At 68.0% G+C, this 14,915-nt stretch carries 13 protein-coding genes; 10 read left to right on the top strand and 3 right to left on the bottom strand.

Annotation, left to right across the window (positions count from 1 at the left end):
• Nucleotides 1-68 precede the first annotated feature (68 nt).
• Nucleotides 69-1,634, top strand: a complete 1,566-nt coding sequence (locus NI1_RS36760) for a dynamin family protein (RefSeq protein WP_067831043.1) — start codon at nucleotides 69-71, stop codon at nucleotides 1,632-1,634.
• On the opposite strand, the gene NI1_RS36755 is transcribed toward NI1_RS36760, so the two are convergent.
• Both NI1_RS36755 and NI1_RS36750 read right to left on the bottom strand, forming a co-directional pair.
• Nucleotides 1,631-2,791, bottom strand: coding sequence for a zinc-binding dehydrogenase (locus NI1_RS36755; RefSeq protein WP_067831040.1), 1,161 nt, complete (start codon nucleotides 2,789-2,791; stop codon nucleotides 1,631-1,633). The genes NI1_RS36760 and NI1_RS36755 overlap by 4 nt on opposite strands.
• A 114-nt stretch (nucleotides 2,792-2,905) precedes the next feature.
• Entirely contained in the window at nucleotides 2,906-4,588 is a 1,683-nt protein-coding gene (locus NI1_RS36750) for an MFS transporter (protein WP_067831038.1), read from the bottom strand.
• Nucleotides 4,589-4,698: 110 nt separating this feature from the next.
• Here NI1_RS36750 and NI1_RS36745 point away from each other — a divergent pair, with 110 nt between their 5' ends.
• The 3 genes from NI1_RS36745 (at nucleotide 4,699) to NI1_RS36735 (ending at nucleotide 7,097) form a co-directional block, all read left to right on the top strand.
• Nucleotides 4,699-5,202 (top strand): MarR family winged helix-turn-helix transcriptional regulator, encoded by a 504-nt coding sequence (locus NI1_RS36745; RefSeq protein WP_067831035.1) that lies wholly within the window; start codon nucleotides 4,699-4,701, stop codon nucleotides 5,200-5,202.
• A 72-nt stretch (nucleotides 5,203-5,274) separates the two neighbouring features.
• Nucleotides 5,275-6,138, top strand: a complete 864-nt coding sequence (locus NI1_RS36740) for a haloalkane dehalogenase (protein WP_067831032.1) — start codon at nucleotides 5,275-5,277, stop codon at nucleotides 6,136-6,138.
• 80 nt (nucleotides 6,139-6,218) lie between these two features.
• A complete protein-coding gene (locus NI1_RS36735; RefSeq protein WP_067831029.1) occupies nucleotides 6,219-7,097 on the top strand; it encodes an RNA polymerase sigma factor in 879 nt (292 codons plus the stop codon).
• On the opposite strand, the gene NI1_RS36730 is transcribed toward NI1_RS36735, so the two are convergent.
• Nucleotides 7,094-7,987, bottom strand: a complete 894-nt coding sequence (locus NI1_RS36730; RefSeq protein ID WP_067831026.1) for an LLM class flavin-dependent oxidoreductase — start codon at nucleotides 7,985-7,987, stop codon at nucleotides 7,094-7,096. The two genes, NI1_RS36735 and NI1_RS36730, sit on opposite strands and share 4 nt — an antisense overlap.
• Before the next feature lie 306 nt (nucleotides 7,988-8,293).
• On the opposite strand from NI1_RS36730, the gene NI1_RS36725 reads away from it, so the two are divergent.
• The 6 genes from NI1_RS36725 to NI1_RS36695 all read left to right on the top strand — a co-directional run bounded on the left by NI1_RS36725 (nucleotide 8,294) and on the right by NI1_RS36695 (nucleotide 14,576).
• A complete protein-coding gene (locus NI1_RS36725; protein WP_157535542.1) occupies nucleotides 8,294-9,385 on the top strand; it encodes a DUF1707 SHOCT-like domain-containing protein in 1,092 nt (363 codons plus the stop codon).
• Between the two features lie 8 nt (nucleotides 9,386-9,393).
• Nucleotides 9,394-10,167 (top strand): DUF1707 SHOCT-like domain-containing protein, encoded by a 774-nt coding sequence (locus NI1_RS36720; protein ID WP_067831024.1) that lies wholly within the window; start codon nucleotides 9,394-9,396, stop codon nucleotides 10,165-10,167.
• A 313-nt stretch (nucleotides 10,168-10,480) separates the two neighbouring features.
• Entirely contained in the window at nucleotides 10,481-12,319 is a 1,839-nt protein-coding gene (dnaK, locus tag NI1_RS36710) for a molecular chaperone DnaK (RefSeq protein ID WP_067831020.1), read from the top strand.
• Nucleotides 12,316-12,951, top strand: coding sequence for a nucleotide exchange factor GrpE (gene grpE / locus NI1_RS36705; RefSeq protein WP_084524266.1), 636 nt, complete (start codon nucleotides 12,316-12,318; stop codon nucleotides 12,949-12,951). The genes dnaK and grpE overlap by 4 nt, the downstream gene beginning before the upstream one ends.
• Nucleotides 12,952-12,999: 48 nt before the next feature.
• Entirely contained in the window at nucleotides 13,000-14,178 is a 1,179-nt protein-coding gene (dnaJ, locus tag NI1_RS36700) for a molecular chaperone DnaJ (RefSeq protein ID WP_067831017.1), read from the top strand.
• Nucleotides 14,178-14,576, top strand: coding sequence for a heat shock protein transcriptional repressor HspR (locus NI1_RS36695; protein ID WP_067831015.1), 399 nt, complete (start codon nucleotides 14,178-14,180; stop codon nucleotides 14,574-14,576). Before dnaJ ends, NI1_RS36695 begins: the two co-directional genes overlap by 1 nt.
• The last annotated feature ends 339 nt before the right edge of the window (nucleotides 14,577-14,915 follow it).

Below are 14,915 nucleotides of genomic sequence, written 5' to 3'. Positions count from 1 at the left end.
GCCGCGTAGGGTGCGCGCGAATGCCATGCGATGCGTGGAGGTGAGGTGTGCGCGGGAATCGGGAGCAGATGAGCGGTGACGCGGGTGCCGGGTACGGGCTGGTCCCGGAGACCCGGGGTCTGGTGGCGGCGGCGCGACGGTCGCTGGGCGATCGTCCTCGGGTGCGTGCGCAGCTGGACGAATGCGCCCGCAGGCTGGACGAGCCGTTGCGGGTGGCTTTGGCGGGACAGCTCAAGGCGGGCAAGTCGACGCTGTTGAACGCCCTGGTCGGCCAGGACATCGCACCCACCGACGCGACCGAGTGCACCCGTCTGGTGACCTGGTATCGCGATGGCGCTTCGCCCCGGGTGACCGCGTTCTCCGCCGATGGCGCTCGCGCCGACGTGGTGGTGCGGCGCGGTCGCGGCACCGAGGGCACGGGTGCGGTGCACGGCCTCACCTTCGACCTGTCGGCCCTGCGCTGGAACGCCGCCGCCCCACGCGAGGTCGACCACCTCGAAGTGGAGTGGCCGTCAGCCGAATTGACGCGTACCACCATCATCGACACCCCGGGCATCTCCTCCCTGTCCCGCGATGTCTCGGTCCGCACCTCCCGCCTGCTGGCCCCCGGCGAAGCCAGCGCGCTACCCAGCGCCGACGCCGTCATCTATCTGCTGCGCCGCCTCGACGCCGAGGATGTCGACTTCCTGGAGCGCATCACCGTCGGCGGCGGCCAGGACGCCCCGCTCGGGGTGATCGGCGTGGTGTCGCGGGCCGACGAGATCGGCGCCGGGCGCATCGACGCCTTGCATTCGGCGCGGGAGGTGGCCTCGCGCTTCGCGGGCGAATTGGAGCGAACCGGGTTGTGCCAGTCGGTGATTCCGGTGGCGGGATTGCTGGCCTTCGCGGCGGCCACCCTGCGGCAGCGGGAATTCGGCGCGTTCGAGGCGCTCGCCACGGTCCCGGCCGAGGAGCTCGCGGTGGCCCTGCTGTCCGCGGACCGGTTCGCGCGCGCGGACCTGCCGCTCCCGGTCCCGGTGGAATTGCGTACGCAGCTGGCGGAACGCTTCGGCATGTTCGGAATTCGCCTGGCCATCACCCTGATTCGGCTGGGCGTGCGCGATTCCGCCGCTCTGGCAGCCGAACTCGGGCAGCGCAGCGGCCTGACGGAACTGCGAACCGTCCTGGATGTGCAGTTCGCGCAGCGGGCCGAGGAATTGAAGGCGCATTCGGCGCTCACCGCCTTGGCGCGGATCCTGCTCGCCAACCCCGGCACCCCGGCGGACGCCATGCTGCCCAGGGTGAAGACGCTGCTCGCCGATGTGCACGGGTTCGCCGAACTACGCCTGCTCGGTCACCTGCGCGCCGAGGAATTGCCGCTGCCCGCAACCGATCTCGCCGAACTGCACCGGCTCATCGGCGGCAGCGGTGTGGCCCCGCACCTGCGCCTGGGCCTGTCCGCGCACACCGACCTCGCCACCCAGCGCGAGGAGGCGCTGGCCGCGGTCAACAAATGGCGTGCCCGCGCCCGCCACCCCCTCGCGGATCAATTCACCGTCAACGCCTGCCTCACCGCCGCCCGCAGCGCCGAGGGTCTGCTGGAGGTTCTGCACGAACCGCCGACGACCCCCTTCACCCGGGTGAGCCGCACCTAGAGGCCGGTGACGCCGCTGGCCGGATCCACCAGCACCTTCGCGTGCCGGTCCGGGCTGGCCAGGGCGCTGAACGCGGAATCGATCCCGTCCAGCCCGACCGTGCCGGTGAGCAGCGGCGACGGATCGACCTTGCCGTCGGCGATCATGTGCAGGGTGTCGCGGAATTCGCCCGGGTCGTAGCCGAGCACGAAGCGCAGCTCGATCTCCTTGTTGATCGCCACTGCCGGATGAACGGTGTCGGCCTGCATGCAGACGCCGACCACGATCACCCGGGACATCGGCGGCGCGGCGGTCAGGATCTGATCGAGAATGCCCGGCACGCCGACACATTCGAAGATGGCGGGCCCCGCCGGACCCTGGTCGAGGGTGTGCGCGGCGCGGAACAGATACCACCACGGCAGCCCCGGTATGCGCCGCAGGCGTTCCATGGCGTCGAAGCCGAGGTTGAGCACGTCGGCCGCGCCGGTGATGCGGGCCTTGCGCGGCGCTGCCTCCCAGGGTGAATCGACGGCGGGGTCGACCACGTGATCGGCGCCGCAGCGCGCGGCCAGTTCGCGGCGGCGCGGGGAGAAATCGCTGGCCACGACCGTGCGCACGCCCGCCGCCTTCAACATGCTGATCACGGCGAGACCGATCGGCCCGCAACCGATCACGAAGGCGGTGCGGCCCTTGTCCACCCGCCCCTTGCGCACCGCGTGCCAGGCCACCGCCATCGGTTCGGTGAGCGCGGCGTGTTCGGACGAGAGCCCGTTGGGGACTTCGAAAGTCATCGGCTCCTGCACCAGCACCTGTTCGGCATACCCGCCGGGTGCGGCCGCCGACAGCCCGGTCAGGTGCGGTTCCCGGCCCTGCCGGAGGATGGGAAGGGCGACCACGCGCGTTCCCGGCTTCCACCGCTTGCGCGTCTTCGGCCCGTAATCCACTACCTCGCCGACGAATTCGTGCCCCATCACCACGCTCTGTTCCGACCGCATGAAGTGCCGGTACCCGGTGGCGGCGGCCAGCTCGGCGAGCTCGTCGCAGTGCACCCGGGCGTGCAGGTCGGAACCGCAGATGCCGCAACGTAATACGTTCACCAGCAGCTGACCGGCGCCCGGGACGGGTGTGGGCAGCTCCTCGATCCGGAATTCCCCTTTGCTGACTACCGCGGCGCGCATGACTGACTCCTCACAAGACGGTGACCATCCTGGATTCTTCCCCGCGTCGCGCCCGCACACCGGAAAACGACCCACGGAGCCGGTGTTTCACCGATTCCGCGGGTCGTCGTGGCCTCAGGCGTCGACGAGATCGTCCGCGCTGATCTCACTCTCGTGCTGTTCCAGCCGCACATTGCCGGGCAGCAGCAGGAATCCGCCGCACACCAGCGCCATCAACCCGATCCCCCACCACAGCGTGTCGTCGAAGGTGTGCGCGAAGTTGACCGCGTTCGCGTCCTTCCCGGCGCGCGAAAGGGTTTCGGCGACGGCCGGATCACCGCCGGTCATCCGGCAGCTGGCCGGCACCGCCGACGGATCGACCTCGGCGGAGCGATCCTGTACACAGGCCCGGAAGCCGGTGAGGATCTCGTCCTGCACCGCGGCGGGCAGCCCGGTCGCGGCGAGTTCGGCGCGGGTCTGCGCCGTCACCGCGTCCACCCCGCGCGCCGAATCCTGGTCCAGCTGGGTGAAGAAGAGGATTCCGACCAGGGCGACGCCGAGCGCCATCCCCAGCTGCTGCCCGGTATTGAGCAGGCCGGAGGCCGCGCCCGCTTCCCGATCCGGAATCTGCCCGAGCAGCATGTCGATGGTCGGCGCGACCACGATGCCGAAGCCGACGCCGGTCACGATGAGCGGCAATACCATCTGCCAAGAGGCGAACTCGGATTCGTAGTGATCGGCCATCCAGCCGTACAGCCCGAAACCGCCCGCGGTGATCAGCGCGCCGATCATCAGCACCCATTTGCCGAACTTGGGCGCCAGCGCGCTCACCGACACCCCGGCTCCGATGCCCGCGCCGACCGCGAAGAACACCGAGGTGAGTCCGGCGCGCATGGGCGACCAGCCCAGTCCGGCCTGCATGAACAGGGTCCAGATCAGGAAGAAGCCGCCGAACGCGATCCAGAACAGCAGCCAGGAGGCCAGGCCGACGGTGAACGGCTTGGACCGGAACAACTCCAGGTCGATCAGCGGGGAGCCGACGGTGCGCGCTCGCCGCCGCTCGTAGGCGATGAAGGCACCGAAGACCGTGAGCGCCGCCGCGATCATGACGAAAGTCCATGCGGGCCAATCCGATCGGCGGCCCTCATTGAGCGGATAGATGAGCAGCAGCACGCCGGAGACGGCCAGCACCATGCCCGCGATGTCCAGCTTCGGCGGGTGGGTGGACCGGGAATCGCGCATCACGATCGAGGCCGCGATCAGGGCGGCGATGCCGACCGGAATATTGACCAAGAAGATCGGCCGCCAGCCCAGCCCGAACAGATCCCACTGCACCAGCAACCCGCCCAGCGACAGCCCGACCGCGGACGCGGAACCGCCGACCCCGGAGTAGATGGCAATTGCCTTGGCGCGCTCGTGCTTCGGGAACGTGACGCGAATGATGGCGAGGATCTGCGGCACCATCAGCCCGGCCATCGCGCCCTGCACGAAGCGTGATCCGATGAGCAGCGCCGGATCCGAGGCGATCCCGCAGGCCGCGGAGGCGAGGGTGAAGCCGGCCATGCCGAGCAGGAACAGGCGTTTGCGGCCGTAGATGTCGCCCAGGCGGCCGCCGGTGATGAGGACGGCGGCGAAGGACAGCACGTAGGCGGCGATGATCCATTCGATCTGCGAATACCGGGCGTGCAGGTCGTTCTGAATGCTGGGGACCGCGACATTGACGATGGTGACGTCGAGCAGATCCATGAAGCCCGCGGCCAGTACGACTGCGAAGGCGATCCAGCGGCGGGGGTCCAGGGGTGGGGTTTCGGTGTCCACGACGAGCTCTCTTCGAGTCGGGGGCGAGTGAGACTCCTCAAACTATGCACCTGAAGTGATTATCAATCAAGATGGCAATCACAATTAATGCGTTGCTGTAAGCTGGCCGGGTGGCCGACGTCGATCCGCAGTACCCCGCGCTCTTTCGCAGCCCCGCATTCCTGTTGGGGCAGTTGGGATCTCACTCCGCGACCCGGTTCGGCGAACTGCTCGGACCGCTCGGCGTCCGGCCGCCGCAGCACGGCATGCTGCGCATTCTCGAAGCCAACGACGGACTGTCGCAGCAGCAGCTCTGCGAGGCGCTGGGCATCCACCGCAATGTGATGGTCGGGCTGGTCGACGACTTGGAGAAGCGCGGGCTGGTGGAGCGCCGCCGGCATCCCGGTGATCGGCGCGCCCACGCCGTGCACCTGCTGCCCGCCGCCCGCGAACTGCTGCATCGGACCTCGGCCATCGCCTCCGGCCTCGATGCCGAACTGCTCACCGCGCTGGCGCCGGACGAGCGGGTCGCGCTCACCGAAATGCTGCAACGCATCTCGGTCGCCAACGGGCTCACGCCGGGCATTCACCCCGGGCTGACTACTGCGTCCGGAGAGTATGACGCAGGTCACTGACGCGAGCGGTCACAGCCGCCCGGATCCCGTGTCCAACCAGGTGAAGGCAACTCACCCGGAAGGACCGAAACCATGGCCACCATCGATGTGCTCGACTCGTTCATCAACTACACCGACACCGGCAGCGGCGACATCCCGGTGGTGTTCCTGCACGGCAACCCCACCTCCTCCTACATCTGGCGCAATGTCATCCCGCACACGAGCGGCGAAACCCGCGCGCTGGCACCGGATCTCATCGGTATGGGGGCCTCCGGCAAGCCGGACAGCGACTACCGCTTCGTCGATCACGCCCGCTACCTGGACGCCTGGTTCGACGCGCTCGACCTGGATCAGGTGATCATCGTCGGCCACGACTGGGGCGGCGCGCTCGGTATGCACTGGGCGGCAAGGCATCCCGGCCGGGTGCGCGGCATCGCCGTCATGGAGACCTTCCTGCGGCCACTGGCCTGGAGCGAAATGCCGCCCACCGGCGCGGAACTCTTCCGCCGCTTCCGCTCTCCCGAAGGCGAGGAGATGGTCCTCGAGAAGAATATGTTCATCGAATTCAACCTCCCCGCCTCCACCCGCACCCTCTCCCTCGAAGCCCTCGAGGAGTACCGCAAGCCCTACCCCACCCCGGAATCCCGCAAGCCGATGCTGGTGTGGCCGCGTGAATTCCCCCTCGGCGGCGAACCCGCCGACGTGGTCGAACTCATCGAGAACTACGGCCGCTGGATGGCCGAGAGCCCCGAGGTGCCGAAGCTGGTGCTGGCCGTCGAACACGGTGTCGGCCTCGGCTCCCCCGAGATGATGGATTGGGCCGAAAAGACCTTCGCCGCCGTCGAAATCGGCGATATCGGCCCCGCCGGACACCATTGCCCGGAAGACCAGCCCGACGCCATCGGCAAGGCTGTCGCGGAGTGGATCCAGCGGCACGCGCTGCTGTCGGGCCGGTAATGTCGGAGTCGCCGTGGCAGGGCTGATCGCGGGGCGGGCCACTCGCCCCGCGATCCCTTTTCGAGGACGAGGGGCCGGATATGTCATCGCCGAACGCAGACTCCGAGCCGGTTGCCGGGACGGGGCCCGACGCCGCCGAGCGGGAGTTGGTCGCCCGGGCCGTCGCGGGGGATCGGACCGCGGTCGGGGAGATCGTCCGGCAGCTTCAGGATCCGATCTACCGGCTGGCCTTGCGCATGGTGTGGCGGCCCGCCGATGCCGAGGACGCCGGCCAGGAGATCCTGCTGCGGGTGGTCGGCAAGCTGGATACCTGGCGGGGCGAGGCGAAGCTGCTCACCTGGGCGTATCGGATCGGGGTGAACTATCTGCTGAATTTGAAGCGGAAGACGCCGCAGGAGGCGCAGCAGGTCAGCCTCGACTCGTTCGGCGAAGGGTTGAAAGACGGGCTGGCGGAAGAGGATTACCGGGGGCCGGAATCGACGCTGCTCACTCACGAAGTGCGGTTGAACTGTAGCCAGGCCATGCTGCAATGCCTGGCGCGGGAGGAGCGGGTGGCGTTCGTGCTCTCCGACGTCTTCGAATTGAGCTCCGCCGAAGGGGCTTACGTTTCCGGCACCACTGCCGTCGCTTATCGGAAGCGGGTGGAACGCGCCAAGAAGCGGCTCGGGAACTTCCTTACCGAGACCTGCGGTGTGGCGAATCCGGAGGCGTTCTGTAGCTGTTCGCGCCGGGTGGGCAAAGCCCTGGAGCTGGGTCGTATCGACCCGCGCCGCCCCGCCTTCGCCGCCCACCCGGTCGCGCCGGGCGGTCGCAGCGTGGAGCAGGCGGAATTGCAGATGGCCAAGCTGCACGACGCGGCCGCGGTGATCGGCGCGCACCCGGATTACGCTGCCCCGCAAGCGAAAATGGCCGCGATCACCGGGCTGCTGGGGTCGGGCCGCTTCCCGCTGCTGGACTAGCTCTCGCGCAGGCGGGCTCGCGCCGCCGGCACCACGTAGCGGGCGAAGCGCTGCACCTGGTCGACATCGAAGCCGGGCGGCCAATAGATGAAGGTGTCGAAACCGACGTTGCGGGCCAATCCTTCGATGATGGTGGCCCATTCGTCGGGTGAGCCGTGGATCGGATCCGAACCGGTCGGATGCGGGAACAGTGAACGATCGCTGATCGCGCCCGGTAGCGCCGCCAAGCGGGCGATCGAGCGCGGATCGCGGCCCACGGCGCGGGCCGCGGCGTCGATGCGCAGGTTGGCGGGCCGCCACTCCTCCCACGGCATCCAGTTGGGCAGCGGCGCGACCCAGCCGTCGGCGGCCGAACCGATCAGATCCAGGGCGTGTGGGCCCATCGCACCCAGCCAGATGCCGATCCGGTGCGCGGGCGCGGGACCGCCTTCGATGCCCTGCACCGTGTACTCGGTGCCCCGGACCGAAACCAGTTGTCCCGTACGCCATTCCGCGCGAATGATCTCGATCGCCTCGGCCAGCGCCAGCAGCGCCGCCCGCCCCTTGCGCGCCGGACCGCCCATGGCGATCACGCCGCTCTCGAAAGCGCCCGACCCGATGCCGAGTTCGAAGCGCCCGTTGCTGAGCAGGTCGAAGGTGGCGGCCTGCTTGCCGAGCATGCCCGGGGTGCGCAGCGGTACGTTCGCGACGCCGGGAAAGACGCTGATATGGCTGGTCGCGGCCAGGCAGGCGCCGATGACGGCGAAGGCATCGGCGAACTCCGCGTTGTACGGGTGATCCTGGATGGCGACCAGGTCCAGGCCCTCGTCCTCGGCGGCCCGGGCCATGTCGAGGACGTCGGGCAGCGCTGCCGCGACGGGTGGGATGGAGATTCCGAACCGAGCTTGCACCGTGCCTCCTCACCTGGGAAACCCGCGAAGCAGACGCTGCCGATCTTGCTAGGCCACTCCGGAAATACCCGGCATTTCGGACGTGGCGTGTCCGCCGCTAGGGACTTGGTAAAAGGCGCCGTACAGTCAGGGGGCCGCCTTCGCGATTCGCGTGGACCTGCGAGAACTGGTACGGCCAGGGACGGCCGGCGAGCAGATTGTCGTAATGGTGGGTTGCGGGCTCGGCTCGCGGTACCGGGTGACCTGCGAATATCGGTTCCATCGACTGGTGCGCGCGAGCGGGCGCGGCGATCTACGATCCGGGGTGTGAGTGGGAGAACGTCCGGAACGCCGGAGTCGACGGCGGCGGCCGGGCGGATGCGGGCCCGGGATATCGATCGCGTGAATACGCGTGCCCGGCTCGATGCCGCCTATGAAGAAGGACAGCTGGGGAACGACGAGTATCACCAGCGGTCGGAGCGGGCGCAGGCGGCGCGGACGGTGGGGGAGCTGGCGCGGCTGGTCGCGGACCTGCAACCGGGCAAGCACCCGGACCCGATCGCGGCTCCGCAGGGCAAGAAGGTGCGGGCCGGTTATCCGCGGGGGACTCGCGCGCGCGATACCGATCGGGCGGCGGCCACCGCGCTGCTCGACGCGGCGCTGGCCGATGGGCAGCTGACCGAGGGCGATCATCGGGCCCTCGTCGAACTCGCTTCGGAGGCAAGGACTCTGGGGGACCTGAACGAGCTCACCGACGATCTGCAACGACCGGTGGACGCGCCCGCTGCCGCTCGGCCGCCGCGGTCGTATCGCGGTCCGCTCGTGGCCGCCGCACTGCTCGCCGCGTGCGCGCTGGCCTTCGCGGGCGGGTTCGCGGCGGTGCATCGCTCGAACGACGCACCCTCGGGGCCGGCCGTCGCCGAGGCCGGGCCGGTACAGCCGCTGGTGATTCCTCTGCCGGATCTCTATACGGCAGCGGGCATCTCGCTCTTCATCGAGCAGTATCGTGCCAAATTCGGTGACACCGTCGTCGATGAGCTGAACCTGTACCAGGGCTACGCGATCGTGACCCGCCCCGTGCCCGGGCAGCCGAATCGCCAGGCGCGCTACGACTATCGCGGTGGGTTCCAGACCGATTCCAGCCTCACCACCCGGAAAACCGATACCCCGACATTCGATCTGGCCACCGTCGATATCGCCGCGCTGGGCCGGTTGATCACCGACGCGCCCACTACCTTGCGCGTGCCGGACGGCGCCATCAGCCATATCAGCTTCGAGGTGGACTCGGTGTGGATGGGGCGCACCAGCACCGTCCAACCTGCCGTCAGTATCTACGTGAGCAATTCGGCCAGCGAGACCGGCTATCTGGAGGCGTCCCCGGCGGGCGCGATCCTGCAAGCTTCGCCGTTCAAGGGATAGGACCCGATATGGCCGACATCAGGAACCAAGGTCTGCGGGTCCGCGACAGCGATCGCGTGGATGCCTGCGCGCTGCTCGACAATGCCCGGGACACCGGCGAATTGACCGCTGCCGAGCACGCCGAACGCACCGCCGCCGCCATGGACGCCCGCACCTTCGGCGATCTCGACGCCCTCGTCGGCGATCTCCAGATCCCCCGGAACCTGGTGAACAGCCCGCTGCTGCGCCCGCAACGCCGAAACGACCTGCGGCGCTGGAAGATCGGAGCGGCAGCGCTCGCGGTCGCGATGATTACCGGCGCGATGGGCGGCTGCATCTCCAATTCCGACCCCCTGCGCCCGCAGATTCCCGATGCCACCACCGGTCGCGGCGTGGCGAGCTTCATCGCCGCCTATCAGGAGCATTTCGGTGACAGCGTCGTCGAAGAGGTGACCTTCTACCCCGAGTACGTGCTGGTGAATCGCCGCGGCGGAAATGCCCAGCGCGACGACCGATACCGCTATGACAAGGGCGGATTCAGTTCCTACGGAGACACTGCGCGCTCGACCGGCGCCGAGCCGGTGGATCTGTCGAAGCTCGACCTGCCGAAGCTGGCTCGCCTGCTCGCGGGCGCCGCCGAGACGGTGCACGTCCCCGGCGGCCGGGCCAAGTATCTGAGCATCGAGCACAAGGCGGACAAGGATCCGATAGTCAGCGTGTACGCGGGCAAGGACGACCGTTCCGGATACTTCACGGTCACCCTTTCGGGCGAGCCGCTGACGGTGTACCCCGCCAAGAGCTGATCTCCGAACCTGAGCGCACCCCGATCACGATTGGGGTGCGAACCCTGGTTGCAGACCGAGCGGTGTGCACACAATGACCCCGGCACGCCCCCGGAAAGATTTTTTCGGCGCCCGGGAATACCTCGACGTGCGCCTATCGTTGCAGCTGATCGACAAGGTTGAGTGGCTCGGACTCAAGTTCAAGTTGCGCCGGAGAGCTTCCGGGTGCAGGATTGAGCCGACCACGCTCAGTGTTGCTGTGGACCATGCGCCGTGAGTGCTCAGGCGAGGTCCAGCGCATGAAACGCAGGTACGTACTACTAGGAGGAACACAATGGCTCGTGCGGTCGGTATCGACCTCGGGACCACGAACTCGGTTATCGCCATCCTCGAGGGTGGAGAGCCGGTCGTCGTCGCCAACTCGGAAGGATCGCGGACCACTCCGTCGATCGTCGCGTTCGCGAAGAACGGTGAGGTGCTCGTCGGGCAGCCCGCCAAGAACCAGGCCGTCACCAATGTCGACCGCACCATCCGGTCCGTCAAGCGCCACATGGGCGAGGACTGGTCGGTCGAGATCGACGGCAAGAAGTACACCCCGCAGGAGATCTCCGCGCGCACGCTGATGAAGCTGAAGCGCGACGCCGAGGCGTACCTCGGTGAGGAGATCACCGACGCGGTCATCACCGTCCCCGCCTACTTCGAGGACGCGCAGCGCCAGGCGACCAAGGAAGCCGGCCAGATCGCGGGCCTCAACGTGCTGCGCATCGTCAACGAGCCCACCGCGGCCGCGCTGGCGTACGGCCTGGACAAGGGCGACAAGGAACAGACCATCCTGGTCTTCGACCTCGGCGGCGGCACCTTCGACGTGTCCCTGCTGGAGATCGGCGAGGGCGTCGTCGAGGTCCGCGCGACCTCCGGTGACAACCACCTCGGTGGCGACGACTGGGACGAGCGCATCGTGTCCTGGCTGGTCGACAAGTTCAAGGGCAGCGCCGGCATCGACCTGACCAAGGACAAGATGGCCATGCAGCGCCTGCGTGAGGCTGCCGAGAAGGCCAAGATCGAACTGTCGTCCTCGCAGTCGACCTCGATCAACCTGCCCTACATCACGGTCGACGCGGACAAGAACCCGCTCTTCCTCGACGAGCAGCTGACCCGCGCCGAGTTCCAGAAGATCACCTCCGATCTGCTGGACCGCACCCGCAAGCCCTTCCAGTCGGTCATCAAGGACGCCGGTATCAGCGTCGGCGAGATCGATCACGTGGTGCTCGTCGGTGGTTCGACCCGTATGCCCGCCGTCTCCGACCTGGTCAAGGAACTGACCGGCGGCCGTGAGCCGAACAAGGGCGTGAACCCGGACGAGGTCGTCGCCATCGGCGCGGCGCTCCAGGCCGGCGTGCTCAAGGGCGAGGTCAAGGACGTTCTGCTGCTCGATGTCACCCCGCTGTCGCTGGGCATCGAGACCAAGGGCGGCGTGATGACCAAGCTGATCGAGCGCAACACCACCATTCCGACCAAGCGGTCGGAGACCTTCACCACGGCCGACGACAACCAGCCGTCCGTGCAGATCCAGGTCTTCCAGGGTGAGCGCGAAATCGCTTCGCACAACAAGCTGCTGGGCTCCTTCGAGCTGACCGGCATCCCGCCGGCCCCGCGTGGCGTGCCGCAGATCGAGGTCACCTTCGACATCGACGCCAACGGCATCGTGCACGTGACCGCGAAGGACAAGGGCACCAACCAGGAGAAGTCGATCAAGATCCAGGACGGCTCCGGCCTGTCCAAGGAGGAGATCGACCGCATGGTGAAGGACGCCGAGGCGCACGCCGCCGAGGACAAGGCCCGCCGCGAGGAGGCCGAGACCCGCAACCAGGCCGAGTCGCTGGTGCACCAGACCGAGAAGTTCATCAAGGACAACGAGGACAAGGTCCCGGCCGACGTCAAGGAGAAGGTCGAAGCGGCCATCGCCGAGGCGAACGAGGCGCTCAAGGGCACCGACACCGCCGCCATCAAGACCGCGGTGGAGAAGCTGGCGACCGAGTCGCAGGCGCTGGGCCAGGCCATCTACGAGGCCGCCGGTGCCGAGCAGGCGGCGCAGGGCAACGGCCAGGCCGCGCCCGACGCCGATGACACCGTTGTCGATGCCGAGGTCGTCGAGGAGCCTGAGAAGAAGTGACGAACCAGAACCCGGAACACAACGCCGATCCGGCGGAGTTCGACGGCCGCTTCGCGGCAACGGGTGAGGTTTTCGAGGCCGCGGTGGAGGACTCCGCCGCGGCCCTCGGGCCCGAGGGGACTCCGGAGTTCGGCGAGGACGCCCTCGCCGACGCCATCAGCGCCGAATTGGCCGAGCGCACCGCCGATCTACAGCGATTGACGGCCGAGTACGCCAACTACCGCCGCCGTGTCGAACGGGACCGCAAGGCCACCATCGACAATGCCAAGGCGCAGGTGGTCGGCGAATTGCTGGCCGTGCTGGACGATCTCGATCGCGCCCGCGCCCACGGTGACCTGGAGACCGGACCGCTCAAGTCGGTCGCGGACAAGCTGGTCACCGCCTTGCAGAAGCAGGGTCTCGAGGAGTTCGGTTCGGAGGGTGACTCTTTCGATCCGACCCTGCACGAGGCCGTGCAGCACGAGGGCGACGGCGCGCACCCGGTGATCGGCATGGTGATGCGCAAGGGCTACCGCTTCGGCGATCGCGTACTGCGTCACGCGCTCGTCGGCGTTACCGACGGTGTGGCGGATTCGGCTGCGGCGCAGTCGAATACGACGAACGCTGGCACCGATGCCGCTGGCACTGATTAACAACCCACTCGCGCTACCGGCGCGGACGACAGAGAAAGGAGGAGATGCCTGGTGAATCGGGAGTGGCTGGAGAAGGACTTCTACAAGGATCTGGGTGTTTCCTCCGGCGCCACCCAGGACGAGATCAAGAAGGCCTACCGCAGACTCGCTCGTGACCTGCACCCGGACAAGAACCCGGGTGACAACAAGGCCGAGGAGCGGTTCAAGGCCGTCAGCGAGGCGAATGCCGTGCTGTCGGATCCGGAGAAGCGCAAGGAGTACGACGAAGCACGAAAGCTGTTCGCGGGCGGTGGTTTCGGCCGCGGCGGCTTCAATCCCGGGGCGGGCTACGGCCAGCCGGGCGGGTTCTCCGGCGATTTCAATATCGGGGACATCTTCGGCCAGGGCGGTCCGGCCGCCGGCGACGGTGGACTCGGCGACATCCTGGGCGGCCTGTTCAACCGGGGCGGCACCCGCACCTCGTCGCGGCCCCGCCGCGGCAGCGATGTGGAGACGGAGACGACGCTGGGCTTCCGCGAGGCCGCCCAGGGCGTGACCGTGCCGCTGCGCATGACCAGTCCCGCGGCCTGCACCACCTGCCACGGCAGCGGCGCCAAGCCGGGGACCAGTCCGCGAGTCTGCCCGCACTGCAATGGTTCCGGCGTGGTCAGCCGCAATCAGGGTGCGTTCGGATTCAGCGAGCCGTGCGAGGACTGCCGGGGCACCGGCTCCATCATCGACGACCCGTGCCCGGATTGCCGGGGCTCCGGAATCCAGAACCGGACCCGCACCATTACCGTCCGTATCCCGCCGGGGGTGCGCGACGGGCAGCGGATTCGCCTGGCGGGACAGGGCGAAGCGGGCCTGCGCGGCGCACCGCCCGGTGACCTGTACGTCACCGTGCACGTCAGCCAGGACAAGGTCTTCGGCCGCAACGGCGACGACCTGACCCTGGTGCTGCCGGTCACCTACGCCGAACTCGTGCTGGGCACAACGGTTTCCGTGCCGACCCTGGACGGTCGCGTCGGCGTCAAGGTGCCCCCGGGCACCGCCGACGGCCGCACCCTGCGGGTCCGCGGCCGGGGTGTGCCCAAGCGCGGCGACGGCGGCGCGGGCGATCTGCTCGTCACGGTGAAGGTCGCGGTCCCGCAGAAGCTGGACGACAATGCCATCGAGGCGCTCCGGCGCTATACGGAGGCAGAGAAGACCAGTGGTTTCGATCCGCGCGCGGGATGGGCAGGTGCGTGATGAATTCCGATCCGAAGAAGAGCAGCGAGGCGCAGTATTTCCTGATCTCGGTGGCGGCACAGCTGGCGGGCATGCACGCCCAGACGCTGCGCACCTATGACCGACTGGGTCTGGTGTCGCCGCAACGCACTTCGGGTGGCGGCCGCCGTTACTCGGACCGGGATGTGGAGCTGCTCCGCGAGGTGCAGCGCCTGTCCCAGGACGAGGGCGTCAATCTGGCCGGCATCAAACGGATCATCGAACTCACCAACCAGGTCGAGGAGCTCCAGCAGCGGGTGGCGGAGTTGAGTTCGGAGGTGGACCGGCTGCGGTCGGGTTACCGGCCGGATCTGTCCCCGCCGGCCCGCAGTACCGCGCTCGTGGTCTGGCAGCCCCGGAACCGGCGGAAGTCGCAGTAGTACGACCGCATTGGAGGCGGCGATCCGAATCCGGGTCGCCGCCTTCGTCGTTCGCGGGCGGGAGCGACCCGCGCGGTGGTTTGCGTGAAATATGCTGGTTCGCGGTGTTTTTCCGTGGAATTCGCGAATCTTTATGGCTGCGAAATACAAACGGACCGGTAGGTTAATGCAATGGGGGAATTGCGAGTTCTGTCGGTATGCCGCAATGGAATTCGCAACCCGTCGAGGTTGCGGTTCGGTCGCTGTGTACTCGAGCCTTGCAAAATGAATCTTCCCGATACGTTGAGTGAAACCCCGTGTCGCGCGGCGTGTTGCAGGTGAACAGTCTGTTTTCTGCTC

The sequence above is a fragment of the Nocardia inohanensis NBRC 100128 genome, from assembly GCF_001612945.1.
Classification (GTDB): domain Bacteria; phylum Actinomycetota; class Actinomycetes; order Mycobacteriales; family Mycobacteriaceae; genus Nocardia; species Nocardia inohanensis.
This window is presented reverse-complemented; position numbering and strand designations above follow the sequence as displayed.